This window comes from Oscillibacter sp. MSJ-31 (assembly GCF_018918025.1).
Lineage (GTDB): Bacteria > Bacillota > Clostridia > Oscillospirales > Oscillospiraceae > Hominicoprocola.
The window spans coordinates 66,861-88,987 of the sequence record NZ_JAHLPT010000002.1; the positions used below are offsets into that span (position 1 = coordinate 66,861).

Sequence of the window (22,127 nt, forward strand, 5' to 3'; positions counted from 1 at the left end):
TATACGATTATGCTGCTAAATACGCAACGCGAAAAAGTCTTATTTTCGCTTTTCCCACACAATGTCATATCCCAGCGCGTCCGCCAACTCCACCGCCTCGCCGTAGCGAAGCGAGCCGCGCTTGAGTTTGCCGGAGAGGTTGGGAACGCTGCGGCTCCAGCCGTACTCGTCGGAGAGGTAGTCCACCACCTCGGTCATGGTCATGCCAGTGCGGACGATGTACGACTTGATCTCATTGCGATAGGTTTCAGATTTTCTCATATTCAAACTTTCCTCCTGTTTTTTTGGTGCGCTCTATGGTAAAATGAATTTGTCAAATCGTGACACTCGTTCGCCATAGGGCGCTTGTTTTTGATGTACGGCTTTTCGCTGGAAACACCGCCGATGATGCGTTGGTCACAGGCGGCATCTTCTGCTTTTGCCGTTTGATGTGTCTTTGCGTGAAACGGTGAAATATCAAACTGAACAACAAACCTTGTTCGCTGTCGGATAGCACTCTGTTCCGTGCAGATAACCGCATGGAGCAGAAAACTATTTCGCCGTTTTCACTTGCTTTGATTTTTACATTCGATTTTGCCGCTCTTTCCGAACGTCGTTCCTGCCCGGAGGATCGCTCCCGGCGTTTCGTCCCCGTTGGTACGCTCGCACTTTCGCGGTCATGGCGGTTACTTCGCTGGGGGACATATCCCGTTCGGACGGTCATGCAATTTTCAAGGTTCAGGTGCGATTGCAAGACCATTTTAGCGAAAAATATAGCCCGCTCCCGTATATCCAAGAGGTCGGAAAACGCGCCGAAAATCGCGGATTTCCACGCTTATGGACAAGACCGGAAAAGGGCAGAAATTTGAAGGGAGGACGCCGCTATGCAGCCAAAACTCACCATTCAGGAACGGCTCAAAGACCTGCGCGTGGAGCGCGGTTTGACGCTGGAACAGCTATCTGCGGAAACAGGTATTTCAAAATCCGCGCTGGGAAAATACGAAGCCGACGATTTCAAGGACATCAGCCCGTTCAGCATGGTGGAGCTGGCAAAGTTCTACGGCGTGTCCACCGATTACCTGCTGGGGCTGACAGAACAAAAAAATCACCCAAACACAGAGCTGGACGCTCTGCATTTGGGTGATGATGCAATCGAAGTATTGAGAACGGGCAAGTTCAACCACCGGCTGCTGTCGGAGCTGATCTGCCACGAGGATTTCCAGCGGTTCATGTTGGACGCCGAGATTTACGTTGACCGGATCGCGGATATGCGGGTCAACGATATGAACGCCGTGCTGGAAGCCGTTCGTCAGATGGCATTGATGAAGAACGGCGGCGATGAAAACGACCTGCATCTGCGGACGCTGGAAGTGGCGCAAATCCGAGAAGATGAATATTTCGGAAGTCTGATTGCGGATGATCTGAAAGGCATTCTCCGCGACATTCGGAACGAGCATCGTCCCGACACCATGACTGCGGACGAAAGCTCATTGGTAGCAACCGTACAGGGTCAGTTGCAGGATGCGATGAACTTTGAAGGCAGCTCCGAGGAAAAGCAAATTCGGTCGTTCCTTGCTACGTTCGGTATTGATTATGACAAGCTCACCAAAGAGCAGTTCGTCTCGCTGATTGAGGTACTCAAGCTGTCCAAGTACCTGAAAAGCCCCATCAACCAGCGAGGAAAGCCAAGACCGCAGTTACCTCACGGAAAAGGCAAAAAGAGACGCAGATAGCAAAAAGAGACCATACCCAGCCCATGCGGGCGAGTATGGTCTCCTGTCATTCAGATATGATTTTCAGCAAAGTGTTTGTAAGCGTGGGTTTGGTTGTTGTAGAAGTATCTTTAATTGAGGGAAAGCCCGTTTTCCCACTTGCTGACCGCCTGGCGCGACACCTCAAGTATTTCGGCCAGCTGCTCCTGCGACAGGCCGCGGGAGCGGCGCAGCGTCTGCAGCTTTTCTCCTAATGTCATATCGTGTTCCTCCATCGGTTTTGATGGCCCGAGCGTAGCAAATTTTCGTCCGAAGTGCCACCATCCCACGCTGGAATTTCCGCAACCAAACGTGGCAAGGGCCGTTTTACGGCGCTTTTTCATCCTTTTTCAGCAGAGCCGGCACATCCAGCTCCATGATGAGCAGGCTCACGAGCATCAGCGCCGCGCCGAAATAGCCGCGCACCGTCAAGCGCTCGCTGAGCAGGAAATAGGCGAACACGGCGGAGAATACCGGCTCGAGCGTGAAGATCAGGCTCGCGTGGCTCGCCGTGGTGAACTGCTGCTCGACGCTCTGGATGACAAAGCAGATGCCCGAGCAGAACACGCCGAGGAACAGCGCCGCCGCCCAGACCTTGGGCGATCCGGGCAGGCTCGGCGTCTCAAGAAGGAGGGACAACCCGAGCATCACCACGCCCGCCACCGCCGTCTGCAGCACGCCGAGGGCGATGGGGTCGACCTCCGGCTTCGCGACCGCCTTCTCCGTCACCATCAGGTCCACGGCGTAGAAGGTCGGCACGAGCAGGCAGATAATGTCGCCCGGCGCGGGACGCAGCGCCTCGTTGAGCGTCAGGAGCGCCATGCCTGCCATGCACACCGCCAAGGCAAAGCCGAGCTTGCGGTCCGGTCGCTTTCGGTAAACGACGAACTCAAAGAACGGGGTAAAGAGAACGGTCATCGCGCCGATGAAGCCTGCGTTGGATACGCTGGTATACAAAACGCCGTAGGTCGCGCCGAGGTAGATCGCCACGAGCGACAGCCCGACGAGAACGCTGTACCTCCATGTTTCGCGGCTCGCGCGGAGCACCCGCTTGTGAAACACCGCGCCGAGCACGGCGAAGGCCGAGAGAAAGCGGAAGGCGTTGAGCGTCACCGGCTGCATATCGCGCAGGCAAATAGCGATCAGGCAGTTGGAAATGCCCCAAAAGCCGGTCGCCAGCACCAGCATCATGTCGGCTTTTCTTTGACGGTCCATACACATTCCTCCGATTTGGTCAAAAAGACGCCCGCGGCGCGGGCGAACAAAGCGATTTTAACACAAGATCAGCCGAAACGCAAGCCCGTGCTAAAAAAGCAGCAGCTCCTGCGAGCTGCTGCTTTTTTCAAACGGTTGGGTGAAATTACTTGATCTCGACCTTCGCGCCGGCTTCCTCGAGCTGCTTCTTGAGGGCCTCGGCATCGTCCTTGGAGATGCCTTCCTTGACGGCCTTGGGAGCGGACTCGACAAAGCCCTTGGCCTCGGCAAGACCCAGACCGGTGAGCTCGCGGACGACCTTGATGACCTTGATCTTCGCAGCGGCGTCGAAGCCGGCGAGGATGACGTCGAACTCGGTCTTCTCCTCGGCAGCGGGAGCGGCAGCGCCGGCAGCGGGAGCGGCCATGGCGGCGGCGGAAACGCCGAACTCTTCCTCGAGCGCGTGGACGAGCTCAGAGAGCTCCAGAACGGTAAGGCCCTTGATCTCTTCGATCATAGCAGTGATCTTTTCAGACATTGTAATATCCTCCTGATTTAGATTGTTGTTTGTTTTGTTGTTTGGATGCCGGATTTACTCGGCAGCGGCTTCGGCCGCCTCAGCGGGAGCGCCGTCCTTCTCAGCGATCTGCTTGAGGACGCAGGCAAGGCTGGTGATGGGCGCGAGCATCGTGCCGAGCACCTGGGCCTGCAGGACAGGCAGTGCGGGGATCGCGGCGAGCGCATTGATGGTGGCCATATCGACGACCTTGCCATCCATGAAGCCGCCCTTGATCTCAAACTTGCCGTTGAGCTTCTTGGCATAATCGGCGATCACGCGGGCGGGAGCGACGGGGTCGCTCGCGACGGCGAGAGCCGTGGTGCCGTTGAGCTGCTCATCGAGCTCATTGAGACCGACGTTGTTGAAAGCAAAGCGAAGGAGCGTATTCTTGACGACGGCATAATCGACTTCGTTTTTGCGGCACTCGGCGCGAAGAGCAGTGTCCTCCGCGACGGTGATGCCCTTGTAGTCGACGATGATACCGGCGGCCGCGCCCTGCAGCTTCTCGGTCAGAGAGGCCACGATCGCCTGCTTTTCAGACAGGACTTTTGCGTTAGGCATTCTTGTTTTCACCTCCGTTAGATTTGCGGCATAGCTCCCTATGCCCGGGGAAAAGAGGCGTTCTAAAAAGGAAACCGTCCTCATGCCGAAAGACACAAGGACGGTGTAAGCAATCATAACGATTTGCCATCCTCGGCAGGACTTACGAGGTGTGACCCTCCCCTGCTGTCTTTGGAACGCTCCATTATTATATTCAGAGCCTGCACAAATGTCAAGCCCTAAATATCACATTTGCGCGCTCTTAGAGCTTCGCGGTGTTCATCTTCACGCCGGGGCCCATGGTGGAGGCGGCGACGCAGGACTTGATATACTGGCCCTTGGCGGCGGCGGGCTTGGCCTTGACGATGGCGCCCATGAGAGCGTTGAAGTTCTCAGTGAGCTTCTCGGGACCGAAGGAGACCTTGCCGATGGGGCAGTGGATGATGTTGGTCTTGTCGAGACGGTACTCGACCTTACCGGCCTTGACTTCCTTGACAGCCTTGGCAACATCGGGCGTGACGGTGCCGGCCTTGGGAGAGGGCATCAGGCCCTTGGGGCCGAGGACCTTACCGAGACGGCCGACAACACCCATCATGTCGGGGGAAGCGACGACGACGTCGAAATCGAACCAGTTTTCCTTCTGGATCTTCTCGACCATGTCCATCTCGCCGACGTAATCGGCGCCGGCCTCGCGGGCAGCGTCCGCCTTGTCGCCCTTGGCAAAGACGAGAACGCGCGCGGTCTTACCGGTACCGTTGGGCAGGACGATCGCGCCGCGGACCTGCTGGTCGGCGTGACGGGAGTCGACGCCCAGCTTGACGTGCAGCTCGACGGTCTCGTCGAACTTCGCGGAAGCGGTCTTGCAGATCAGGCCGAAGCCCTCTGCGGCGTCATACTGTGTATTCTTTTCGATCTGCTTGGCAGCATCCTGATACTTTTTACCTCTGAACATTTCCGTTTACCTCCCTTACTCTTCGACCACGACGCCCATGGAGCGCGCGGTGCCGGCGATCATGCTCATCGCGGACTCGAGAGACGCGGCGTTGAGGTCGCGCATCTTCATCTCGGCGATCTTCTGAACGGAGGCCTTGGAAATGGTGGCGACCTTGGTCTTGTTGGGGACGCCGGAACCGGACTCGATGTTGCACTCCTTCTTGATCAGGACCGCAGCGGGAGGAGTCTTGGTGATGAAGCTGAAGGAACGGTCGGCATACACCGTGATGACGACGGGGATGATAAGACCCATGTCGTTCTTGGTGCGCTCGTTGAATTCCTTCGTGAAGGCCGCGATGTTGACGCCGTGCTGACCGAGCGCGGGGCCGACAGGGGGCGCGGGAGTTGCTTTACCAGCGGGGATCTGCAGCTTAACGTAGCCGACTACTTTCTGTGCCATTTTAGGCACCTCCTTGATTATAAATGTGGTAACGGCCGCCCCGGAGGCGGGCCGCCCTTGGCGAGACGCACAGCGTCTCTCCCACTTTGCCGGGATACCGGCTCATCGCTTCTGGCGATTCTTGCTTATCTTTCGACCACTTCGACCTGATCGAGCTCGAGCTCGACGGGCGTTTCGCGGCCAAACATGGAAACGACCACGCACACGCGGTTCTTCTCCGGCTCGATCTCCTCGACCGTGCCGAGGAAGGTGGCCAGAGGGCCGTCCGTGATCTTGACCTGGTCGCCGACGTTGTAGGCCACGACGATCTCGCGGCGCTCCATGCCGAGGGCCAGGACCTCATCCTCCGTCAGGGGGATGGCGTTGGTGGCGCTGCCGACAAAGCCGGTCACGCCGCGGATATTGCGGATCAGATGCCAGGTGTCGTCCGTCATGACCATCTTGACCATCACATAGCCCGGGAAGGTCTTGCGCTCGACCTCCTTCACCGCGCCGGATTCCGTGACCTCGGTCACCGTTTCCATGGGGATCTGGATGTCGAGGATCATATCCTCCAGATGGCGGTTCGCCACGAACTTCTCGATGGCGGTCTTGACGGCGTTTTCATAACCGGAATAGGTATGGACAACATACCACTTCGCGTTATCAGCCATTTCCTGCGCCCTCTTAGCCGGCGAACACGCCGAGCAGAGACTTGACGGCCAGCATAGCCACGGCGTCAAAGACCCAGATGCAGGCGCCCACGCACAGGGAGCACAGAAGCACCGTGCCGGTGTTCTTCGCCGTATCCTTGCCGGTGGGCCAAACGACCTTTTTCAGCTCGCTTTTCATTTCGCGGAACCACTTGCCGCGATCCTTTTTCTTCTCTTCTGCCATTGTTACACTACCTTTCCTAACTTACTTGGTTTCGGTATGAACGGTGTGCTTTTTGCAGAAGCGGCAATACTTGTTCAGCTCAAGCTTGTCCGGGGTATTCTTCTTGTTCTTCATCGTATTGTAGTTTCTCTGCTTGCACTCGTTACATCTCAGAGTGACCTTCACGCGCATAACGGCACCTCCTTATTATGGCAGCTTCCCGTCCTGCGGGACTGCCGATTGCCTCCCTGCTCTTGAATTAAGAGCGGCTCTCCTTCGCGGCGCGAAAAGCGAAAAAGCGCACAAAAAGAAAGCCCTCTTTCACAGGTAAGTAAAATAGTAGCACAAGGCAAGCGTCCCGTCAAGCACAAATTGCTTGAAAAATGAGAAATTTTCGCTATAATGGTGTCACTACAAATGCTGAGAGGTTGTTGCATGAAAATTATGGCCATTGACTACGGCGACGCGCATACCGGCATCGCCGTCTCCGACGCGCTTTTGACGCTCGCAGGCTTCACCACCGTCATCACCGCCTACCGCCCCGAGGCGGTCGCGGCGGAGGTCCAAAATCTCATCGCCGAGCACGGCGTCACCGAGCTGGTGCTCGGCCACCCGCTGAATATGGACGGCACACGCGGCCCGCGGGCGGAAAAGGCGGAGGGCTTCGCGGCGCTGCTGCGCGAGACGACCGGCCTCCCCGTCACGCTTTGGGACGAGCGGCGCACGACTGTGGACGCGCACAATATCCTCATGGCCGGCGGAAAGAACGCGAAGCAGCGCAAAAAGACGGTGGACGCCGTAGCCGCGAGCCTGATGCTCGAGGGCTATCTCACCTTCAAAAAGCGGCAGAAATAGCGGAAAAAGGAAGCGCAGGCGCGCTTCCTTTTTTTCATCGTTTTTTCTCTTGTTATTTATCGGAATTTCCGATCACTTTTTGAATTTGCGGATCGTCTCCGCCATGATCGTCTGACGCAGCAGCAGGCTCACGCCGAGATAGACCGCGCAGCCTGCCACGCCGGTCAGGCCGCACTTGACGACCAGCATCAGCTTGCTCTCGTCCGCCGTGACGAGCAGCGCGTGCCCGCCGTAGAGCACGAGCGACATCGCCGCCGTGGCGGCAAGCCCTTTCAGAAGCGGCATGAGACGGACGATGCCCGTGCCGCGGAAGAGCTGGGCGATCATCGCCAGCGCGCCGATCGTCAGCGCGATGGAGGTCGCCGCCGCAACGCCGGTATCGGTGCGGAACACGCGGTTGAGCACGATGTTCAGCGCCAGTACGCCGAGGTTGATGAGCAGCGGCACGAGCGTTTTCTTCATCGCGTAGTACGCCTTGTTCAAAAGGTCGAGCACGGCGAACGCGCTCATGCCGAGGGCGTAGCGGGCGAAGATGCTGCCCGTCATCTCCGTGGACGCGGCGGTGAAGCTGCCGCCCTCGAAGATCACGCGGATGATGTCGGTGCCGAAGGCGCACATCATCGCGCAGACGGGGAAGATAAAGAGCAGCGTATTCTCCGTCACATTCCAGATATAGCCGAGGTAGCCCTTCGCGTCCTCACGGGTGAACTCGCGGTTGAAGCGCGGGAACATGACCGCGCTGATGCTGTAGAGCACGCTCGTCGTGAGCGGGGTGAAGAGCTTGTCGGCATAGTAGAAGGCGCTCACCGCGCTGTCGTTGAACGAGGCGGCGGTCGAGGTGTCGATGAGGTAGCAGAAGAGGAACACCGAGGTCGTGAGGACGGTGACAAGCGCCGTTTTGAAATAGGTGCCGACGTAGTCTGCCCCGCGGTCGAGCACCGGTCGGTAGACATAATGCTCCTTCCTCGCGTATGGAATGCTCATGCCGAGCTGGAGCAGCCACGCGCAGGAGCTCGCGATGACGACGCCCAGAATGCCCCACCTTGCGCCGAGTGTCAGCAGGAACACGGCGAGGAAGGCGTTGTAGGGGATGCTCATGCTGCCTTGCAGCTCGTAGTGGTCGGTCGCCTGAAAGATGGCGACGTTCAGATACGCCGCCGCCACGACCGGCAGGGCGCAGGTCATGATGCGGATATAGCTCACCAGCCGCGGAAGCTCCGATGCGTCGGTGTCCCAGAGCACGCCGACGAGCGGCGTAGAGGCCAGGATCTGCCAGAGCGCGACCACGACCAGCGCACCGAGCAGCGTCACGGTCATCAGGTTGTTCGCCGCGCGCTCGCCACGCCGGCGGTCGGCGGCAAATTCCTTGGTGAGGATCGGCACCGCCGCGATGCACAGCGCGTAGCAGACGGTCGTGAAAAGGTAGAGCGTGGAGTTGTAGGACGCGGTATAGAGGTTCGCGTCCACACCGGTGCCGAAGATGTTCGCCTGCACCATCTCGCGCACCACGCCGAGGAGCTTGGCAAAGAGCGTCAGCAGGAACACGATGCTGATCGCGCCCGCCGTGCGCACGCCGGACTTCTCGTTCTTCTGCGGTGCGGACGGCTGTGTTTTCTTTTCGTCCTTCATGATCGCGCAGATCATCTCCTCATTCGTGTCGAGCTTTCGGGACAGCTCGTCCATGTGCCGCTTCACGCAGGCGGTCTGCTCCGCTCCGCTTTCCAGCACGCGCGCAGCCTCCGTCTCAAACGCCTCGGCTGTGTAGCCGTCCCGCGTGCTGAGCTTGTCGAGCCCCACGGAGTTGAGGAACGCCGTACACTTGGGGTCGTAGGAGATGCCGATGAGCGGCACGCCCATGATGGCGGCGTAAATCAGCGAATGGAGCCGCACGCCCACGAGCAGATCCATGCAGCCGATGATCGAGAGCATATCCTCGGAAAGATACTTTTCATCCAGACAGACCGCCGTATCGTCGGGAAGCTGCGAGGCGATGTGGCGGCAGACCTCGCCGTCCTCCTCATAGTGGAATGGGATGAGCACCGACTGCGCGTTGTAGGTCTCCTTCAGCCATCGGATCGAGCGCAGGACCTCCGCGACAAAGCGGCTGTCCCGGTTCCGCTCGCGGATGGCCCAGCCGACCACGGGGCGGCCGTCCTGCGTCACGCCCGCGCGGCGGAGGATGGTCTCCCCCACCGCCTTGTCCGTCTTTTTCATGCGGATGACCGGGTCCGCCGTGATGACGACCCGCTCCGCCGGAACGCCGATCTCCGCAAGCAGCGCCGCCGAGCGCTCGTCGCGCACCACGATGCCGTCCGCGCGCCTGAGCGCGCGCGCCGTGGCGCGGCGGTCGGCGTCCTTCTCGATCGGGCCGATGCCCTGCGAATAGATGAAAACCTTCTTGCCCAGTAGCTGCGCGAAGCGGATGATGGCAAGGTAGTAGTGCAGGCTCTTGCTGCTCGTCACGTCCTGCAGCAGGCTGCCGCCGCCCGAGATGAGCATATCGCAGCGCCGCACCGCCCGCGCGATGGCAAGGGGCGACATACGCTCCACCGCCTCCACGCCGTATTTTTCGCGGGTGGCGGCGGGATCGTGCGAGAGGACCGTCAGCGAGCAGTCCGGAATGCGCTCGCGCAGCGAGGTGACGAGCGTGCGCAGGATGGACTCGTCGCCGATGTTATCAAAGCCGTAATAGCCGGAAATGAGAATGTTATACATGCTTCTCCACCCCGCAGAAATGGCGCACAGCGCGATAAATGAGCTCGCCGAGCAGCACGAACGCAAGGCCGATGAGCAGACCGAACAGCACGCCCCAGCCGGTGCGCAGGAGACTGATGAGGAACGGCGTGCGGATGTGCAGGAAGGTATTGACGACGCTGACCAGGCCGATGGTCATGCCGAGGCCGAACACCATCGGCAGGAATTTCATGCCGCGGCGCAGCGACCAGATGAACAGCAGCAGCATCGGCCAGCCGACGATCATCTCCTTGGTGCGTGGGCGGATGACGAGCGTATTTTCCAGGAAATTGCGGAACGCCAGCTCGGCGCTGGAGGTCGTGGCGGAATTGCCGGTGCGGTAAATATAGTAGACGAACACCGCCAGCAGGAACACCGCCGCGACGGCGATGACCACGACCGCGAGGAACCAGCCGAGCTGCATCGGCGTTTTCATCAGCTCCGCAAAGTAGGCATTGAAGCGCTTGATGCGTCCCTTTTCCCCGCGCGGCCCGACGTGGGCAAGCACGGCGTCGCGCGCGCCGGTCTCCTCATAGGCGAAGACCAGCAGATAGGCCAGCGCAAACAATCCGATGGGAATGAGCTGCATGAGCTTCACGCCGCGGTAGAGGTCGATCTCCAGAATGTAGGAAAGCTGCGAGAGCGCGGCGGAGGCAAGCAGCGAGCCGCAGAGCGCCGTCGCGATGGCAGCCAGCGCCGTGACCGCGGCATCGCCCAGCAGCCGTCCAAGCCCCGGGCGCGGCGCCTGCCGGCGCTTTTCCAGCATCACGCGGCAAAGGCCGACCGCCGCGATGGACGGCATCACAATGCCGCCCGCCATCGACAGCAGCAGCGGGTAGGATGCGGGCTTGAGCACCGCAAGACCCGTCATGCCGAGCGCGGCCAGCACCAGCAGGAGCAGGCTCGTGCGGCGGCTGACGAGGAAGAACAGGTCAAAGAGCAGCACCAGAAGCGCCGCCGTGCCGATGCCCTGCACGATGTGCAGAGCCGCGGAGGGCGTCTCCATCTCCATCGGCGGGACCGTGGTGCGCGTATAGCCCATCGGCTCGAGCCGCGCGTCGAGATCCAGGATCATCTTTTCATAGGCTGCGGGATCGGTGATGTAGGTCCACTCCGTCTGATCCGCGTCCCAGCTCACGTCATTGTCCGGCTCCAGGATCATCTTGAGCCAGATCACCTTGCAGTTGCGCTCCACGATGGCGCGGAAGAAGGAGTTGGTGATCTCCTCGGGGCCGGTATAGCCGCAGTAGGCGTAGCGGTTCTGGATGTAGCCCCACTCATTAAACACGCGGATGCCGTGGTAATCAATGCTGTTGAGCAGCTCCACCGTGCCGGGCCAGGTGATGTTCTGGCTCTGGTCGTTCTGCTCGACCATCGCAAGGCTCGCGCCGCTCTCGCGGAGGTACTGCGTGAGCAGCTCTCTGCCCTCGTCGCTCTCATAACCGATCAGCTCGTCGCCGTTGTTCATAAAGTACGGCGAAGCATACTGCTCGAGTACCTCGATGTACGCCTGCGCGAAGCGCGTGCCGTTCATGTCCTTCATCGTCTCGGTGCGCGGCACGATCTGATAGCCGTGCTCCTCCAGCAGCGCCGTGATGTCCGGCCAGATGCCGAGGCGCAGGTTCAGCAGCTTCTCGCCCTTCAGGCCGTCGGGCTGCTGGGAAAGGAAGATGAAGCCCTTTTCCCCGTCGCAGCAGGTCTTGGCGGTAAAATTCTCCACGCGGGCGTTGAAGGCGTCCATGACCCAGTCAAACGCCTCCGCCGTATCGGTGCAGATGATCGCGTCGCTTACATCCTTGCTCGCGCGCATCCAGCCGATGACCTCGTCGGGATAGTCCGACTCCCAGCCGAACACGCCCGTCGCAGTCTTGACCGTCATGGCGTGGATGGGGATGCCGGCGCTTCCGCTCAGGCCGAGCGCGGTCGCCTCCGCGACCGTGGCCTTGTCGATGCCGAGCGAGGCGAACCGGTCCAGCCACTCGCCCTCCGACTGCGTGGACTGGCTCGCCATATAGCGCAGGCTCGAATAATCGAGGATGTAATCGTAATACCGGTTGCTCTGCTCCGCCTTCGTGCGCGCCGCAAGCGGCGCCAGCGAGGCCAGCAGCCCGAGCAGGGCAACAAACACAAGAATACGGTCTTTCTTCAATATGCTCTTCATCTGTGCTTCTCCTTTACGCGGCGGCGTGCACGCTCCGTCGGGTCCTTCCCGCTCGGGAGCTGCGTTCCCGCAGCCGCAGGCTTTGCTTTCCGTTCGCATACTGCGCCAGAATATCCTCTACTATAACACGCGTGCGGCGTTTTGTAAACATAAAAACAACGGCGGCCGGAGCCGCCGTTGCTTCCTCATTTCTTTTTCGCGCCGCGCTTTTCCGCCTTTTTGCGCTGCCGCTCGAGCTTGCGGCGCAGCGGCTCGAGATCGTTTTTCTGCACGTCGTCCGCCACGTTCTTCGCGTACGAGCCCACGAGCGCCCGCAGCGAGCCGGAGAGGAGCTGACGCGTCTCGCGGTCGAGGTTCGAGTAGGTCTTGAGCATCGTCACCGCGCTTTTGAGCTTGTCGCCGTTGAGGTCGGAGAGCGTTTTCGCGCCCGAGGCGGTGAGCACCGTATAGAGCGCGTCGGCAAACGCCTCGCGCTGTTTGGGGCTGAGCGATCCCTCCCACGACTCGAGCGTTTCGTCGATGACCTTTCCCTCGCGGGAGAAGCCGTCGAGATGGATGAAATGATCGCCCACGACCTGCCAGGAAAAGCCGTCGTGCTGCAGCATCCCCTCGGCGTCCGAGCGCACGATCTCCACATTCTGCTCATGCTCCAGAAGCTGCCCGACCACGCTCGACTGCGGCACGACCGTCAGGATGCGGTCGGCCACGCGCGTGTGCTCCGGCGTGCCGACGAGCGGCTTGGCGAAGCCGGGGCCGTCGTTGTTGTAGACCCGAAGAATGCGGTCCTGCACGGCGGCCGGGGCCTTTACCGCGGCATAGACCGAAAGGTTGCCGCCCTTGGAGTGTCCGCCGATGCGCAGCTTCGCGTCCGGATACTGCCGCGTCATGCGGCCAAGGTATTCAAGCGCGCGCGTCTGGGAGGGGATGACCTCGAGGTAGCCCATGTTCAGGTCCTCCTTCCAGCCGACGATGGTATCGTCCGTGCCGCGGTAGGAAAGATAGATGCTGCCGTCGCCCAGCTCGACCGTCAGCGCCGCGAACTGCTGCTCGCGCGCGTCGTCCATCAGCTCGCAGTAGCCGTTCAGCAGCATCCCGCCGAAGCGCACGGAGTGCGCCATGCGGCACATGAGGTCGGGGATGCGCCCCGGGACCAGCACGCCCATGTCGATCTCCTGCCCGTTATGGCGGGCGAAGTAGGTTCCCGCCGCGTCGCGCAGCGGCACGCCGCGCCCCAGCTCCGGCGGCGGCACGATGCCCTCGAAGTTGATGAAGCTCAGCTCCGCCAGGATCAGGCCGTCCACCTCGTTGAACGGTGAGACCGTCAGCGGCAGGTCGCCGCGCCAGTCCAGATAATCCATGATGTTCGCCATCGTTTCTTACTCCCTTCCGTCTGTCTCTCCGCGCCAGCCGCTGCGGTACAGCCGCTCCGCGCGGCGCACAAGAGCGCCGTGTTCATTCGCCAGCCTCTCCGAGGCCACCTCGTCGAGCAGGCGCTGCTTTGCCCGCCCGACCGCGCGGCCCGAAAAGCCGATCGCCAGCAGCTCCCCGCCGCCGATGTGCAGCTCTGCGAGCGAGCAGCAGGCGTTTTCCGCCAGCAATTCATTGTAAAGCAAAAGTGCTTCACACCAAGGCTTCTGTGCCCGCTCCAGTCCGTCGGGCGCCTTAGCGGCGTTGTCCGCGAGCTTGGTCTGCAAAAGGTTCCACATCGTCTCGCGCCCATAGCGCGCCATCATGCGGTGCACCGCCGCGCGCTCGGGCGGAAACATCTCGTCGAAGCAGGCAAGCTGCGCCCGCACGCCCTGCGCGAGCGCGTGCTCGAAGCGCAGCCGCGCCATGATCTCCTCCGCCATTTCCGCGGAAGCGGCGGTGTGTCCGTAAAAGTGTCCGATGCCGTTTGCATCCTGTGTAAAGCATTTTGGCTTGCCAAGATCGTGTAGGAGCATCGTCCAGCGCAGCACCCGCGTCGTCGGCGGCGCCGCGCCGACCGCGCGCGCCGTGTGCTCCCACACATTGTAGCAATGGTGCGGATTGCGCTGGTCAAAGCCCACGCAGGGCAGGATCTCCGGCAGCACCACGCCGAGGATATCCGGGTACTCCAGCAGCACCGCCGCGGCGTACTCCCCGCACAACAGCTTATTCAGCTCCGCATACACACGCTCGTGCGCGATGGCGCGCAGGCCGTCCCTCTGTTCCCGCGCGGCACGCGCCGTGTTTTCCTCGACCGAAAAGCCCAGCACGGACGCGAAGCGCAGCAGGCGCAGAATGCGCAGCGCATCCTCGGCAAAGCGCCGCGCCGGGTCGCCGACGCAGCGCAGGACGCTGGCTCTCAGGTCCGCCTGCCCGCCGAAGGGATCGACGAGCGTTCCCTCCGGTGAGAGCGCGATGGCGTTCACTGTAAAATCGCGGCGGGCAAGGTCCTCTTCGATGCTGCTTGTAAAGCGCACGCTCTCGGGGTGACGGCTGTCGCGGTAGGCTCCGTCGCAGCGCTCGGTCGTGTGCTCGACGGCAAACCCGCCGCGCACGAGCGTCACCGTTCCGTGCATCAGCCCGGTCGGGTGCGCGTCCGCGCCGAAGAGGGCCATGACCTCCTCCGGCCGCGCATCGCTCGTCATGTCGTAGTCGTCCGGCTCCGCGCCGCGCAGCAGGTCGCGCACGCAGCCGCCGACGAGGTAGGGCGTATGGCCGCTTTCGCGCAGCAGCGCCAGCATTTCCCGCACCGGCTGCGGGGCCCTTTCCATCATGCGCCCACCTCCCCGAAAAAATCGGTCAAAAGCCGGCGAAAAAATTTTTTCGCCGCTCAAAAATCAGCATTGTACTTTACGCCGGTTCGTATTATACTATATGGGATAAATTTTTGCAATTCACTTCCGCGCCGATTTCAGCAAATGCCGAAGGCTGTCGGAATGTGTGCTTTTGGGAAGGAAAACGCTATGGATATCAATTCCTATCTCGTACCCGGCAAGCGGGCGCACCTCGCCGGCATCGGCGGTGTGTCGATGAGCCCTCTCGCCGAGGTCCTGCATTCCATGGGACTCTCCGTGCAGGGCAGCGACATGAACGACTCCCCCGCCGTGGAGCACCTGCGCGCGCTGGGCATTCCCGTCGCCATCGGTCACGCGGCGGACAATCTCGGCGATGCCGATTTTGTCGTCCGCACCGCCGCCATCCACGACGACAATCCCGAGATCTCCGGCGCGGTCGCGCGCGGCATCCCGGTCTTTGAGCGGGCGCAGGCGTGGGGCGCGATCATGCACGGCTACCGCAACGCCCTGTGCATCTCCGGCACGCACGGCAAAACGACCACCACCAGCATGGCGACGCACATCTTCATGGCTGCGGACACCGACCCCACCGTGATGATCGGCGGCACGCTGCCGCTGCTCCACTCCGGCTACCGCGTCGGCCACGGCGACACCATCATCGCCGAGAGCTGCGAATACTGCAACTCGTTTCTGAGCTTCTTCCCCACCGTCGCGGTCATTCTCAACGTCGAGGCCGACCATCTGGACTTTTTCAAGGACCTGCACGACGTTGAGCACTCCTTCCGCCGCTTCGCGGAGCTCGTTCCCGCCGACGGCCATGTGGTCGCCAACTGGGACGACGCCGGCGTGCGCGAGACGCTCGCGGGCTACACCGGCTCGCTCTTCACGTTCAGCGAGCGCAGCGCGGACGCGCACTGCCACGCGGAAAACCTTGTCTACACCAACGGCCTGCCCTCGTTCGACGTCATCTGCATGGGGCAAAAATATGCCCACGTCGCCCTCGAGGTCGGCGGCGAGCACAATGTGATGAACGCGCTCGCCGCGGCGAGCGCCGCCTACGTCCTCGGCATCCGCGGCGAAGCCGTGGAGCGCGGCCTTGCCACCTTCACCGGCGCGGGCCGCCGCTTCGAGAAAAAGGGCAGCTATCACGGCGCGGACGTTTACGACGACTACGCCCACCATCCCGGCGAGCTGCACGCCCTGCTGACGATGGCGAAGGCGCTGCCCTACCGGCGCATCGTCTGCGCCTTCCAGCCGCACACCTACACGCGCACAAAGGCGCTCTTTGAGGAGTTCGTGCAGGAGCTCAAGCTCCCCGATGTGCTCATTCTCGCGGAAATTTACGCCGCGCGCGAGCAGAACGACATCGGCATTTCGTCCAACGACCTTGCCAGGCGCATCCCCGGCGCGATCTACTGCCCAACGCTCGACAAGGTGACGGAGGCGCTGCGCGCCGCCGCGCAGCCCGGCGACCTGATCATTACTGTCGGCGCGGGCGACATTTACAAGGCCGGCGAAAAGCTGCTGCGTGAGAACTAACGAGACAGAAAGAAGGCTTCCTCATGTACCTCTCCCCCGTCTACACGGCTGCTCCCGCCGTTGCCGACGAGCGCGTCGGCGCGGTCTTTGCCGCGCTCGACTCCCTCGGTATCCCCTACATCCGCTTTGAGCACGACGCCACCGCCACGATGGAGGACTGCGCCGCCGTCGGCGAAGCACTCCACGGCACCATCTGCAAGAACCTCTTTCTCTGCAACCGCCAGCAGACGGCGTTTTATCTGCTCACCATGCCCGGCGACAAGCCGTTCCACACAAAGGATCTCTCCGCGCAGATCGGCTCGTCCCGCCTGTCCTTCGCCCCGCCGGAGAAGATGGAGGAGCTGCTCAACACGCACCCCGGCTCCGCCTCGGTGATGGGGCTGCTGTTCGACACGGAGCATCGGGTGCAGCTCGTGATGGACCGCGACGTGTACGACGCAGAGTATTTCTGCTGTCACCCCTGCGACAACCACGGCTCGCTGAAGATCAAAACGAGCGACCTGCTCACAAAATTTCTTCCCCACGTCGGCCACGAGCCCATCGTCGTGGACCTGCCGAGGGAATAAGCAAGCAAAAAACGTCTGCCGCCGGCAGACGTTTTTTCTGTTATGTGATGTCTCCCAGCGTGAAGCGGCGCACCGGAGCGAGCGCGTCGTCCGTGTGTGTGCAGACGCAGGCGACGTAGCCGGGGAAGGTCTCGATGTACTCAAAGCGCTCGCCGAGCATCGTGGGCGAGGCCTCCCGCTTCATCGCGGCAAGGCCGGCGCCGCCCCACTTCGCACGGCTCTCGCGCCGCGTCCAGCTCTCGAAAAATTCGCGCTCGGTCACAGCACCCGCAAGACGCTGCATCGTCCGCTCGCTTACGGGCCGGATACGCTCGATATCCACGCCGATGGGCCGGTCGTGGATGCCCACGAGCACCGCGCCGCGCGTGTGGCTGAGGTTGAACTGCACCTCGGGATGCTCCGCAAACTCGGGCTTGCCATACTTATTATAGGTCAGCGCCGGCAGCTCACGCCAGCCGTAAAGAGCGTTGAGCCCGAGCCAAAGCGCCGCGTAGGCGCAGATCGGCTCATGACCGACCATGGGGTCCTTCAGGTGTGCAAGGCGCTGCCGCCGCTCCGGCGGGACAAGGCGCAGCAGCCGCTCGACCTCCGCATCGGTAAAGGGGCGCTCCAGACGAATGGAAATAAGCTGTATCTGCATCGCCGCGTCCCCCTCCCATTTTTATCCAGTATAGCGCGGCGGTTCCATCCTGTCAAACCGCGAAGGACACCTTTTGCGCGGTTTTTTGCACATCGCAAATTTTTTGCCGCAAAAAGAGGAACGGACCGATCGGCGGCGTATAAATAGAGTTGTACGAGATCGTGCTATTTTGCCGGAAAGGAGGACGAGCCATGGCGTTTCCCCAGAGCTTTCTGGACGAGCTGGTCGCTCGCAGCGACATCGTGGACGTAGTCGGCAGCTATGTGGCGCTGACGAAAAAGGGCGCGAACTACTTCGGGCTATGCCCCTTTCACAACGAAAAGACGGGCTCGTTCTCCGTCTCGCCGGACAAGCAGATCTATCACTGCTTCGGCTGCAAGAAGGGCGGCGGCGTCATCAGCTTCATCATGGAGGAGGAGAACCTGTCCTTCCCCGACGCAGTCCGCTTTCTCGCCAAGCGCGCGAATCTGCCCGTTCCCGAGGAGGAGCAGGGCGAGGGCAGCCGCCTGCGCGCGCGGCTTTTGGAGCTCAACCGCGACGCGGCGCGCTTCTACTACGAGCTGCTGCACGATAAGCGCGGCGAGGCCTGCGCGGAATACCTGAACCAGCGGCGGATCACGCGCAGGACGGCGGTCAACTTCGGGCTCGGCGCAAGCGCCGATGAGTGGGACGGTCTGCTCACGGCGATGGCCAGAAAGGGCTACTCCAAAGCCGAGCTGCTCGCCGCGGGACTGGTCGTGCAGGGCAAGGGCGGCAGCGTGTACGACAAATTCCGCAAGCGTCTTATTTTCCCCGTCATCGACGTACGCGGCGACGTGGTCGCCTTCGGCGGGCGCATCGTGGATAAAAACGACCCAGGCGCAAAATATATGAACTCGCCCGAGACCATCATTTACAGCAAGCGCCGCGTACTCTACGGGCTGAACCTCGCCAAGAAGAGCAAGCGGGAGAACATCATCCTTGTCGAGGGCAACATCGACGTGGTGATGCTCCATCAGGCGGGCTTCGACAACGCCTGCGCCTCGATGGGCACGGCGCTCACGACCGAGCAGATCCGCCTGCTCTCGCGCTACACGAAGGAGCTCATTCTCTGCTACGACAACGACAACGCCGGACGCATCGCCACGCAGAAGGCGCTGGAGCTGCTCAACGACACCGATTTTTCCGTGCGCGTGCTCGAGCTTCCCAACCGCATCGTGGACGGGCAGCCGGTCAAGCAGGACGCGGACGACTTTATCAAGAATCAGGGGCCCGACGCCTTCGAGCGGCTGCTCAGCGGCAGCGAAACGGGCATGGACTTCCGCATGGCGCGGCTTGCGGCGGGCTTTGACCTCACGAGCGACCAGGGCCGCATCGACTACGCCGCCGCAGCGGCAGATCTCCTTGCGGAGCTGCCGAACGCGGTGGAGCGTGAAATTTACACCACCCGCGCCGCGGCGTCCGCAGGCATCTCGCCCGACGCCCTCAAGCTGGAGGTGCAGCGCAGCATCAAGCGCCGCGGCTACCGCCAGCGGCGGGAGCAGGAAAAGCGCGACCTCAACGTCGCCGCGCAGGTCCAGCCGAAGGAGCGCGCCATCCGCTACGACAATCTCCGCTCCGCCATGGCGGAGGAGGGCGTGCTGCGGCTCCTCTGCACGGACGACAGCGTGTTCGGCGATGCGCCGCCGCTGCGGGAGGAGGAATTTTCCTCTCCCCTGCTCGGACGCCTTTTCGCGCGGCTGTGGCAGCAGCGGCAGGAGTCGGGCCGCATTTCTCTCCCCCTCCTCGCCGAGAGCTTTACGCCCGACGAGGTCAGCCACCTCTCCACCATCGTGCAGAAGCCGGAGTCGCTGAAAAACGCGCCGCAGGCCCTGCGCGACTACATCCGCATCATTCAGGAAGAATACCAAAAGCGCAGCGGCGCGGGGCTCGATCCCCTTGCTGCCGCCACCGAAAAATACAAAGCCCAACTGGGTCACGGAGGAAAGCAACATGGATAAGGAACTCACCATTCAGGATCTCGAAGCGCAGGCCGACGCCCTGCTCGCCGCAGCCGACGAGATGGAGGAGCTGCTGCCCGCGGACACGGGCAAGAGCAAGCGCAAGAAGGCCGAGGACGAGGCCCCCGAGAAGAAGGCCCCGCCGCTGGACGAAAAGGTCCTCGCTGGACTGCCCGCCGCCGAGCAGCTGCAAAAGAGCGAAAAGCTCCGCGACCTCTTTGCCAAGGGCAAGCAGAAGGGCAAGCTCGACTCCGACGAGATCACCGAGGTCCTCGACGAGCTCGACCTCGACGACGACGGGCGCGAGCGCGTCTACAACTCGCTCGACGCTCTCGGCGTCGACTACATCAGCGGCGTCATCGAGCCGGACGATCTGGACGAGCCGCCGCTGGAGGCCATCGCCGAGATCGAGGAGGAGGAGCTGGTCGACCCCAATGATCTGGTGGACAGCTTCTCCATCGACGATCCGGTGCGTATGTACCTCAAGGAGATCGGCAAGGTGCCCCTGCTCTCCGCTGACGAGGAGATCGCGCTCGCGACCAGGATGAACGCAAAGAACGACGCCGAGGCGCGCATCAAGGCCGCCGAGGAGTCCGGCGAGACCATTCCCGAGGAGGAAATGACCGCGCTCAAAAAGACAATCAAGGACGGCGAAAAGGCCAAGCAGAAGCTCGCCGAGGCGAACCTGCGTCTGGTCGTCTCCATCGCCAAGCGCTACGTCGGGCGCGGAATGCTCTTCCTTGACCTCATTCAAGAGGGCAATTTGGGTCTCATCAAGGCGGTCGAGAAGTTCGACTACACCAAGGGCTACAAGTTCTCCACCTACGCGACGTGGTGGATCCGTCAGGCCATCACCCGCGCCATCGCCGACCAGGCGCGCACCATCCGCATTCCCGTCCACATGGTCGAGACCATCAACAAGGTCATCCGCGTCTCCCGCCAGCTGCTCCAGTCCCTCGGCCACGACCCCTCGCCGGAGGAGATCTCCGCCGAGATGGGGATGCCCGTGGACAAGGTGCGCGAGATTTTGAAGATCGCACAGGAGCCCGTCTCCCTCGAAACGCCCATCGGCGAGGAGGAGGACAGCCATCTCGGCGACTTCATTCCCGATGAGGGCGCGAGCGAGCCGAGCGAGGCCGCGTCGTTCACGCTGCTGCAGGAGCAGCTCGTGGACGTGCTCTCCACCCTCACCCCGCGCGAGGAGAAGGTCCTCAAGCTCCGCTTCGGCATCGAGGACGGCCGTCCCCGCACGCTCGAGGAGGTCGGCAAGGAGTTCAACGTCACGCGCGAACGCATCCGCCAGATTGAGGCCAAGGCGCTGCGCAAGCTGCGCCATCCCAGCCGCAGCAAGAAGCTCAAGGACTTCCTGAATTAAGAAACTGAATCAAACAGCGAAAAAATACCGTCGGGGAGCGATCCCCGACGGTATTTTCTTTCCCCTGCCCGCGTGCTCTGCGGGCTTTATCCGACCGATCCGCCGATGGCAAGACGCAGCAGAACGGCCGCAGTCAGCATAAGGACCGGCAGCTTGCGCCGAAGCCTTTTGCGCGCGCTGTCCATTGCCGCTTCCTTACTTCGCCAGCGCCCTGCCGAGCTCGCGGCAGGCCTCGAGCGCCGCATCGTCGGGCGCGTCGCAGCAGGTGACGCTCTCGCACACGAGGTTCAGTCCCGCGTCGCCGCAGTCCTTCTCCCAGCTGCGCATCCACTCACCGTCGCCCCAGCCGTAGGAGCCGAACAGCGCCGCGCGCTTGCCGCCGAGGCTGCGCTTGCACGCGTCGAACATCGGCTGGAATTCCATTTCCTCCAGCACCTCGCTGCCCATGGCGGGACAGCCGAAGGCGATGGCGTCGTAGGCGTTCAGATCGCCGGGCTGTACCTTGTCGGGCGTGAGCAGCACAGCCTCCGCGCCTGCGGCGGTCATGGCCTCGGCCACAGCCTTCGCCATGGCCTCCGTATTGCCCGTACCGCTCCAGTAAACAACAGCAGTTTTCATATTCGTATGTTCCTTTCGATGATGATATAGTATCAAACTGCGACGGCAAGCTGCTCGAGCTTCGAGCCGGTCTGCCAGAGTGCGCAGTAGATCTCCGTGCATTTCTTGAATTTCGCGAACAGGGCCTGCGCCTTGGCCTCGTCGCCGTAGACCTTCCACAGCCCCGCGCATTTGAAGCCGTTCGCGCGGTGGTCGATGAAGCCCTTGACGTCCTCGGGCGGATAGCTGAGGAACAGTCCGACCTCGTGCGGGAACTCTCCGCTCTCGCGGAAGCGGCGGATGAGCTGCGCCACGCAGCGCGCACAGCTCTCATTGGCGTAGCCCGCCTGGCGCAGCAGCTCGGACGCCAGCGCGTCCTGCAGGTCGCGCCGCAGCTCGGCGGGACGGTAGAGGTAAAGGAGCGCCTGCCCCTCCAGAAAGCGGATCGGCAGCAGGCACAGGCCCTTCGGCACCAGCAGCCGGTTCAGCCGCCGGATGTCAGCCAGCAGGTCCTCGCGGTCCTCACAGGGACAGGGAAAAAGACTCCCCGTCTTGATGCCAGCGAGCGTCGGCGCGCCCTGACGGATCAGAATTTCTTCAGACATTTGCTCTCGCCTCCTCCGGTAGTATTTCACACGACGGCTGCTTT

Annotated in this window: 22 protein-coding genes, 1 pseudogene and 1 other annotated feature; of the genes and pseudogenes, 6 read left to right on the forward strand and 17 right to left on the reverse strand. The window is 61.8% G+C overall.

Annotated elements, in window-relative coordinates:
- Positions 1–39: 39 nt before the first annotated feature.
- The gene (locus tag KQI17_RS02120) at positions 40–261 is read right to left on the reverse strand and encodes an LLM class flavin-dependent oxidoreductase (RefSeq protein WP_216494597.1); all 222 of its coding nucleotides are present in this window, start codon (positions 259–261) and stop codon (positions 40–42) included.
- A 602-nt stretch (positions 262–863) separates the two neighbouring features.
- On the opposite strand from KQI17_RS02120, the gene KQI17_RS02125 reads away from it, so the two are divergent.
- Entirely contained in the window at positions 864–1,712 is an 849-nt protein-coding gene (locus KQI17_RS02125) for a helix-turn-helix domain-containing protein (protein ID WP_216494598.1), read from the forward strand.
- Between the two features lie 119 nt (positions 1,713–1,831).
- On the opposite strand, the pseudogene KQI17_RS02130 reads toward KQI17_RS02125, so the two are convergent.
- The 9 genes and pseudogenes from KQI17_RS02130 to rpmG form a co-directional block, all read right to left on the reverse strand.
- Positions 1,832–1,951, reverse strand: a pseudogene (locus KQI17_RS02130) (helix-turn-helix transcriptional regulator); the annotation flags it as partial.
- 106 nt (positions 1,952–2,057) lie between these two features.
- Entirely contained in the window at positions 2,058–2,945 is an 888-nt protein-coding gene (locus tag KQI17_RS02135; RefSeq protein WP_216494600.1) for a DMT family transporter, read from the reverse strand.
- Between the two features lie 145 nt (positions 2,946–3,090).
- Complete coding sequence (gene rplL, locus KQI17_RS02140) at positions 3,091–3,462, reverse strand: 50S ribosomal protein L7/L12 (protein ID WP_022019317.1); 372 nt, start codon at positions 3,460–3,462, stop codon at positions 3,091–3,093.
- 54 nt (positions 3,463–3,516) lie between these two features.
- Positions 3,517–4,044 carry a 50S ribosomal protein L10 gene (gene rplJ / locus KQI17_RS02145; protein ID WP_216494601.1) on the reverse strand — a complete coding sequence of 176 codons (528 nt, stop codon included), beginning with the start codon at positions 4,042–4,044 and terminating at the stop codon, positions 3,517–3,519.
- Positions 4,045–4,103: 59 nt separating this feature from the next.
- Positions 4,104–4,237, reverse strand: a sequence feature (ribosomal protein L10 leader region).
- Between the two features lie 48 nt (positions 4,238–4,285).
- On the reverse strand, positions 4,286–4,975 hold the full coding sequence (gene rplA, locus KQI17_RS02150; protein WP_216494602.1) for a 50S ribosomal protein L1: 690 nt from the start codon (positions 4,973–4,975) through the stop codon (positions 4,286–4,288).
- Positions 4,976–4,990: 15 nt separating this feature from the next.
- Positions 4,991–5,416, reverse strand: a complete 426-nt coding sequence (gene rplK / locus KQI17_RS02155; protein WP_022019314.1) for a 50S ribosomal protein L11 — start codon at positions 5,414–5,416, stop codon at positions 4,991–4,993.
- A gap of 125 nt (positions 5,417–5,541) precedes the next feature.
- Positions 5,542–6,069: a transcription termination/antitermination protein NusG gene (gene nusG / locus KQI17_RS02160; RefSeq protein ID WP_022019313.1), complete on the reverse strand. Its 528-nt coding sequence runs from the start codon at positions 6,067–6,069 to the stop codon at positions 5,542–5,544.
- Between the two features lie 13 nt (positions 6,070–6,082).
- Positions 6,083–6,292: a preprotein translocase subunit SecE gene (gene secE / locus KQI17_RS02165; protein ID WP_216494603.1), complete on the reverse strand. Its 210-nt coding sequence runs from the start codon at positions 6,290–6,292 to the stop codon at positions 6,083–6,085.
- A 21-nt stretch (positions 6,293–6,313) separates the two neighbouring features.
- On the reverse strand, positions 6,314–6,463 hold the full coding sequence (gene rpmG / locus KQI17_RS02170; protein WP_022019311.1) for a 50S ribosomal protein L33: 150 nt from the start codon (positions 6,461–6,463) through the stop codon (positions 6,314–6,316).
- A 243-nt stretch (positions 6,464–6,706) separates the two neighbouring features.
- On the opposite strand from rpmG, the gene ruvX reads away from it, so the two are divergent.
- Positions 6,707–7,126 carry a Holliday junction resolvase RuvX gene (ruvX, locus tag KQI17_RS02175; RefSeq protein WP_022019310.1) on the forward strand — a complete coding sequence of 140 codons (420 nt, stop codon included), beginning with the start codon at positions 6,707–6,709 and terminating at the stop codon, positions 7,124–7,126.
- 72 nt (positions 7,127–7,198) lie between these two features.
- Here the strand turns inward: ruvX and csaB are convergent, their stop codons facing one another.
- The 4 genes from csaB to KQI17_RS02195 all read right to left on the reverse strand — a co-directional run bounded on the left by csaB (position 7,199) and on the right by KQI17_RS02195 (position 14,761).
- On the reverse strand, positions 7,199–9,841 hold the full coding sequence (csaB, locus tag KQI17_RS02180; RefSeq protein ID WP_216494604.1) for a polysaccharide pyruvyl transferase CsaB: 2,643 nt from the start codon (positions 9,839–9,841) through the stop codon (positions 7,199–7,201).
- Positions 9,834–12,020: a DUF5693 family protein gene (locus KQI17_RS02185; RefSeq protein ID WP_216494605.1), complete on the reverse strand. Its 2,187-nt coding sequence runs from the start codon at positions 12,018–12,020 to the stop codon at positions 9,834–9,836. The genes csaB and KQI17_RS02185 overlap by 8 nt, the downstream gene beginning before the upstream one ends.
- Before the next feature lie 185 nt (positions 12,021–12,205).
- Positions 12,206–13,390 carry an Mbeg1-like protein gene (locus KQI17_RS02190; RefSeq protein ID WP_216494606.1) on the reverse strand — a complete coding sequence of 395 codons (1,185 nt, stop codon included), beginning with the start codon at positions 13,388–13,390 and terminating at the stop codon, positions 12,206–12,208.
- Between the two features lie 6 nt (positions 13,391–13,396).
- A complete protein-coding gene (locus KQI17_RS02195; protein WP_253285641.1) occupies positions 13,397–14,761 on the reverse strand; it encodes a CCA tRNA nucleotidyltransferase in 1,365 nt (454 codons plus the stop codon).
- A gap of 189 nt (positions 14,762–14,950) precedes the next feature.
- On the opposite strand from KQI17_RS02195, the gene murC reads away from it, so the two are divergent.
- Positions 14,951–16,321, forward strand: a complete 1,371-nt coding sequence (gene murC / locus KQI17_RS02200; protein ID WP_253285642.1) for a UDP-N-acetylmuramate--L-alanine ligase — start codon at positions 14,951–14,953, stop codon at positions 16,319–16,321.
- Between the two features lie 23 nt (positions 16,322–16,344).
- A complete protein-coding gene (locus KQI17_RS02205) occupies positions 16,345–16,887 on the forward strand; it encodes a prolyl-tRNA synthetase associated domain-containing protein (protein WP_216494608.1) in 543 nt (180 codons plus the stop codon).
- 40 nt (positions 16,888–16,927) lie between these two features.
- On the opposite strand, the gene KQI17_RS02210 is transcribed toward KQI17_RS02205, so the two are convergent.
- Positions 16,928–17,527 (reverse strand): 4'-phosphopantetheinyl transferase superfamily protein, encoded by a 600-nt coding sequence (locus KQI17_RS02210; protein WP_216494609.1) that lies wholly within the window; start codon positions 17,525–17,527, stop codon positions 16,928–16,930.
- Between the two features lie 191 nt (positions 17,528–17,718).
- Here KQI17_RS02210 and dnaG point away from each other — a divergent pair, with 191 nt between their 5' ends.
- Both dnaG and rpoD read left to right on the forward strand, forming a co-directional pair.
- Positions 17,719–19,506, forward strand: a complete 1,788-nt coding sequence (gene dnaG, locus KQI17_RS02215; RefSeq protein ID WP_216494610.1) for a DNA primase — start codon at positions 17,719–17,721, stop codon at positions 19,504–19,506.
- Positions 19,499–20,881: an RNA polymerase sigma factor RpoD gene (rpoD, locus tag KQI17_RS02220; RefSeq protein ID WP_253285643.1), complete on the forward strand. Its 1,383-nt coding sequence runs from the start codon at positions 19,499–19,501 to the stop codon at positions 20,879–20,881. The genes dnaG and rpoD overlap by 8 nt, the downstream gene beginning before the upstream one ends.
- Before the next feature lie 195 nt (positions 20,882–21,076).
- Here the strand turns inward: rpoD and KQI17_RS02225 are convergent, their stop codons facing one another.
- Both KQI17_RS02225 and KQI17_RS02230 read right to left on the reverse strand, forming a co-directional pair.
- Positions 21,077–21,499, reverse strand: coding sequence for a flavodoxin (locus KQI17_RS02225; protein ID WP_216494611.1), 423 nt, complete (start codon positions 21,497–21,499; stop codon positions 21,077–21,079).
- Positions 21,500–21,531: 32 nt separating this feature from the next.
- Complete coding sequence (locus tag KQI17_RS02230; protein ID WP_022017779.1) at positions 21,532–22,083, reverse strand: DUF3793 family protein; 552 nt, start codon at positions 22,081–22,083, stop codon at positions 21,532–21,534.
- Positions 22,084–22,127: the final 44 nt, after the last annotated feature.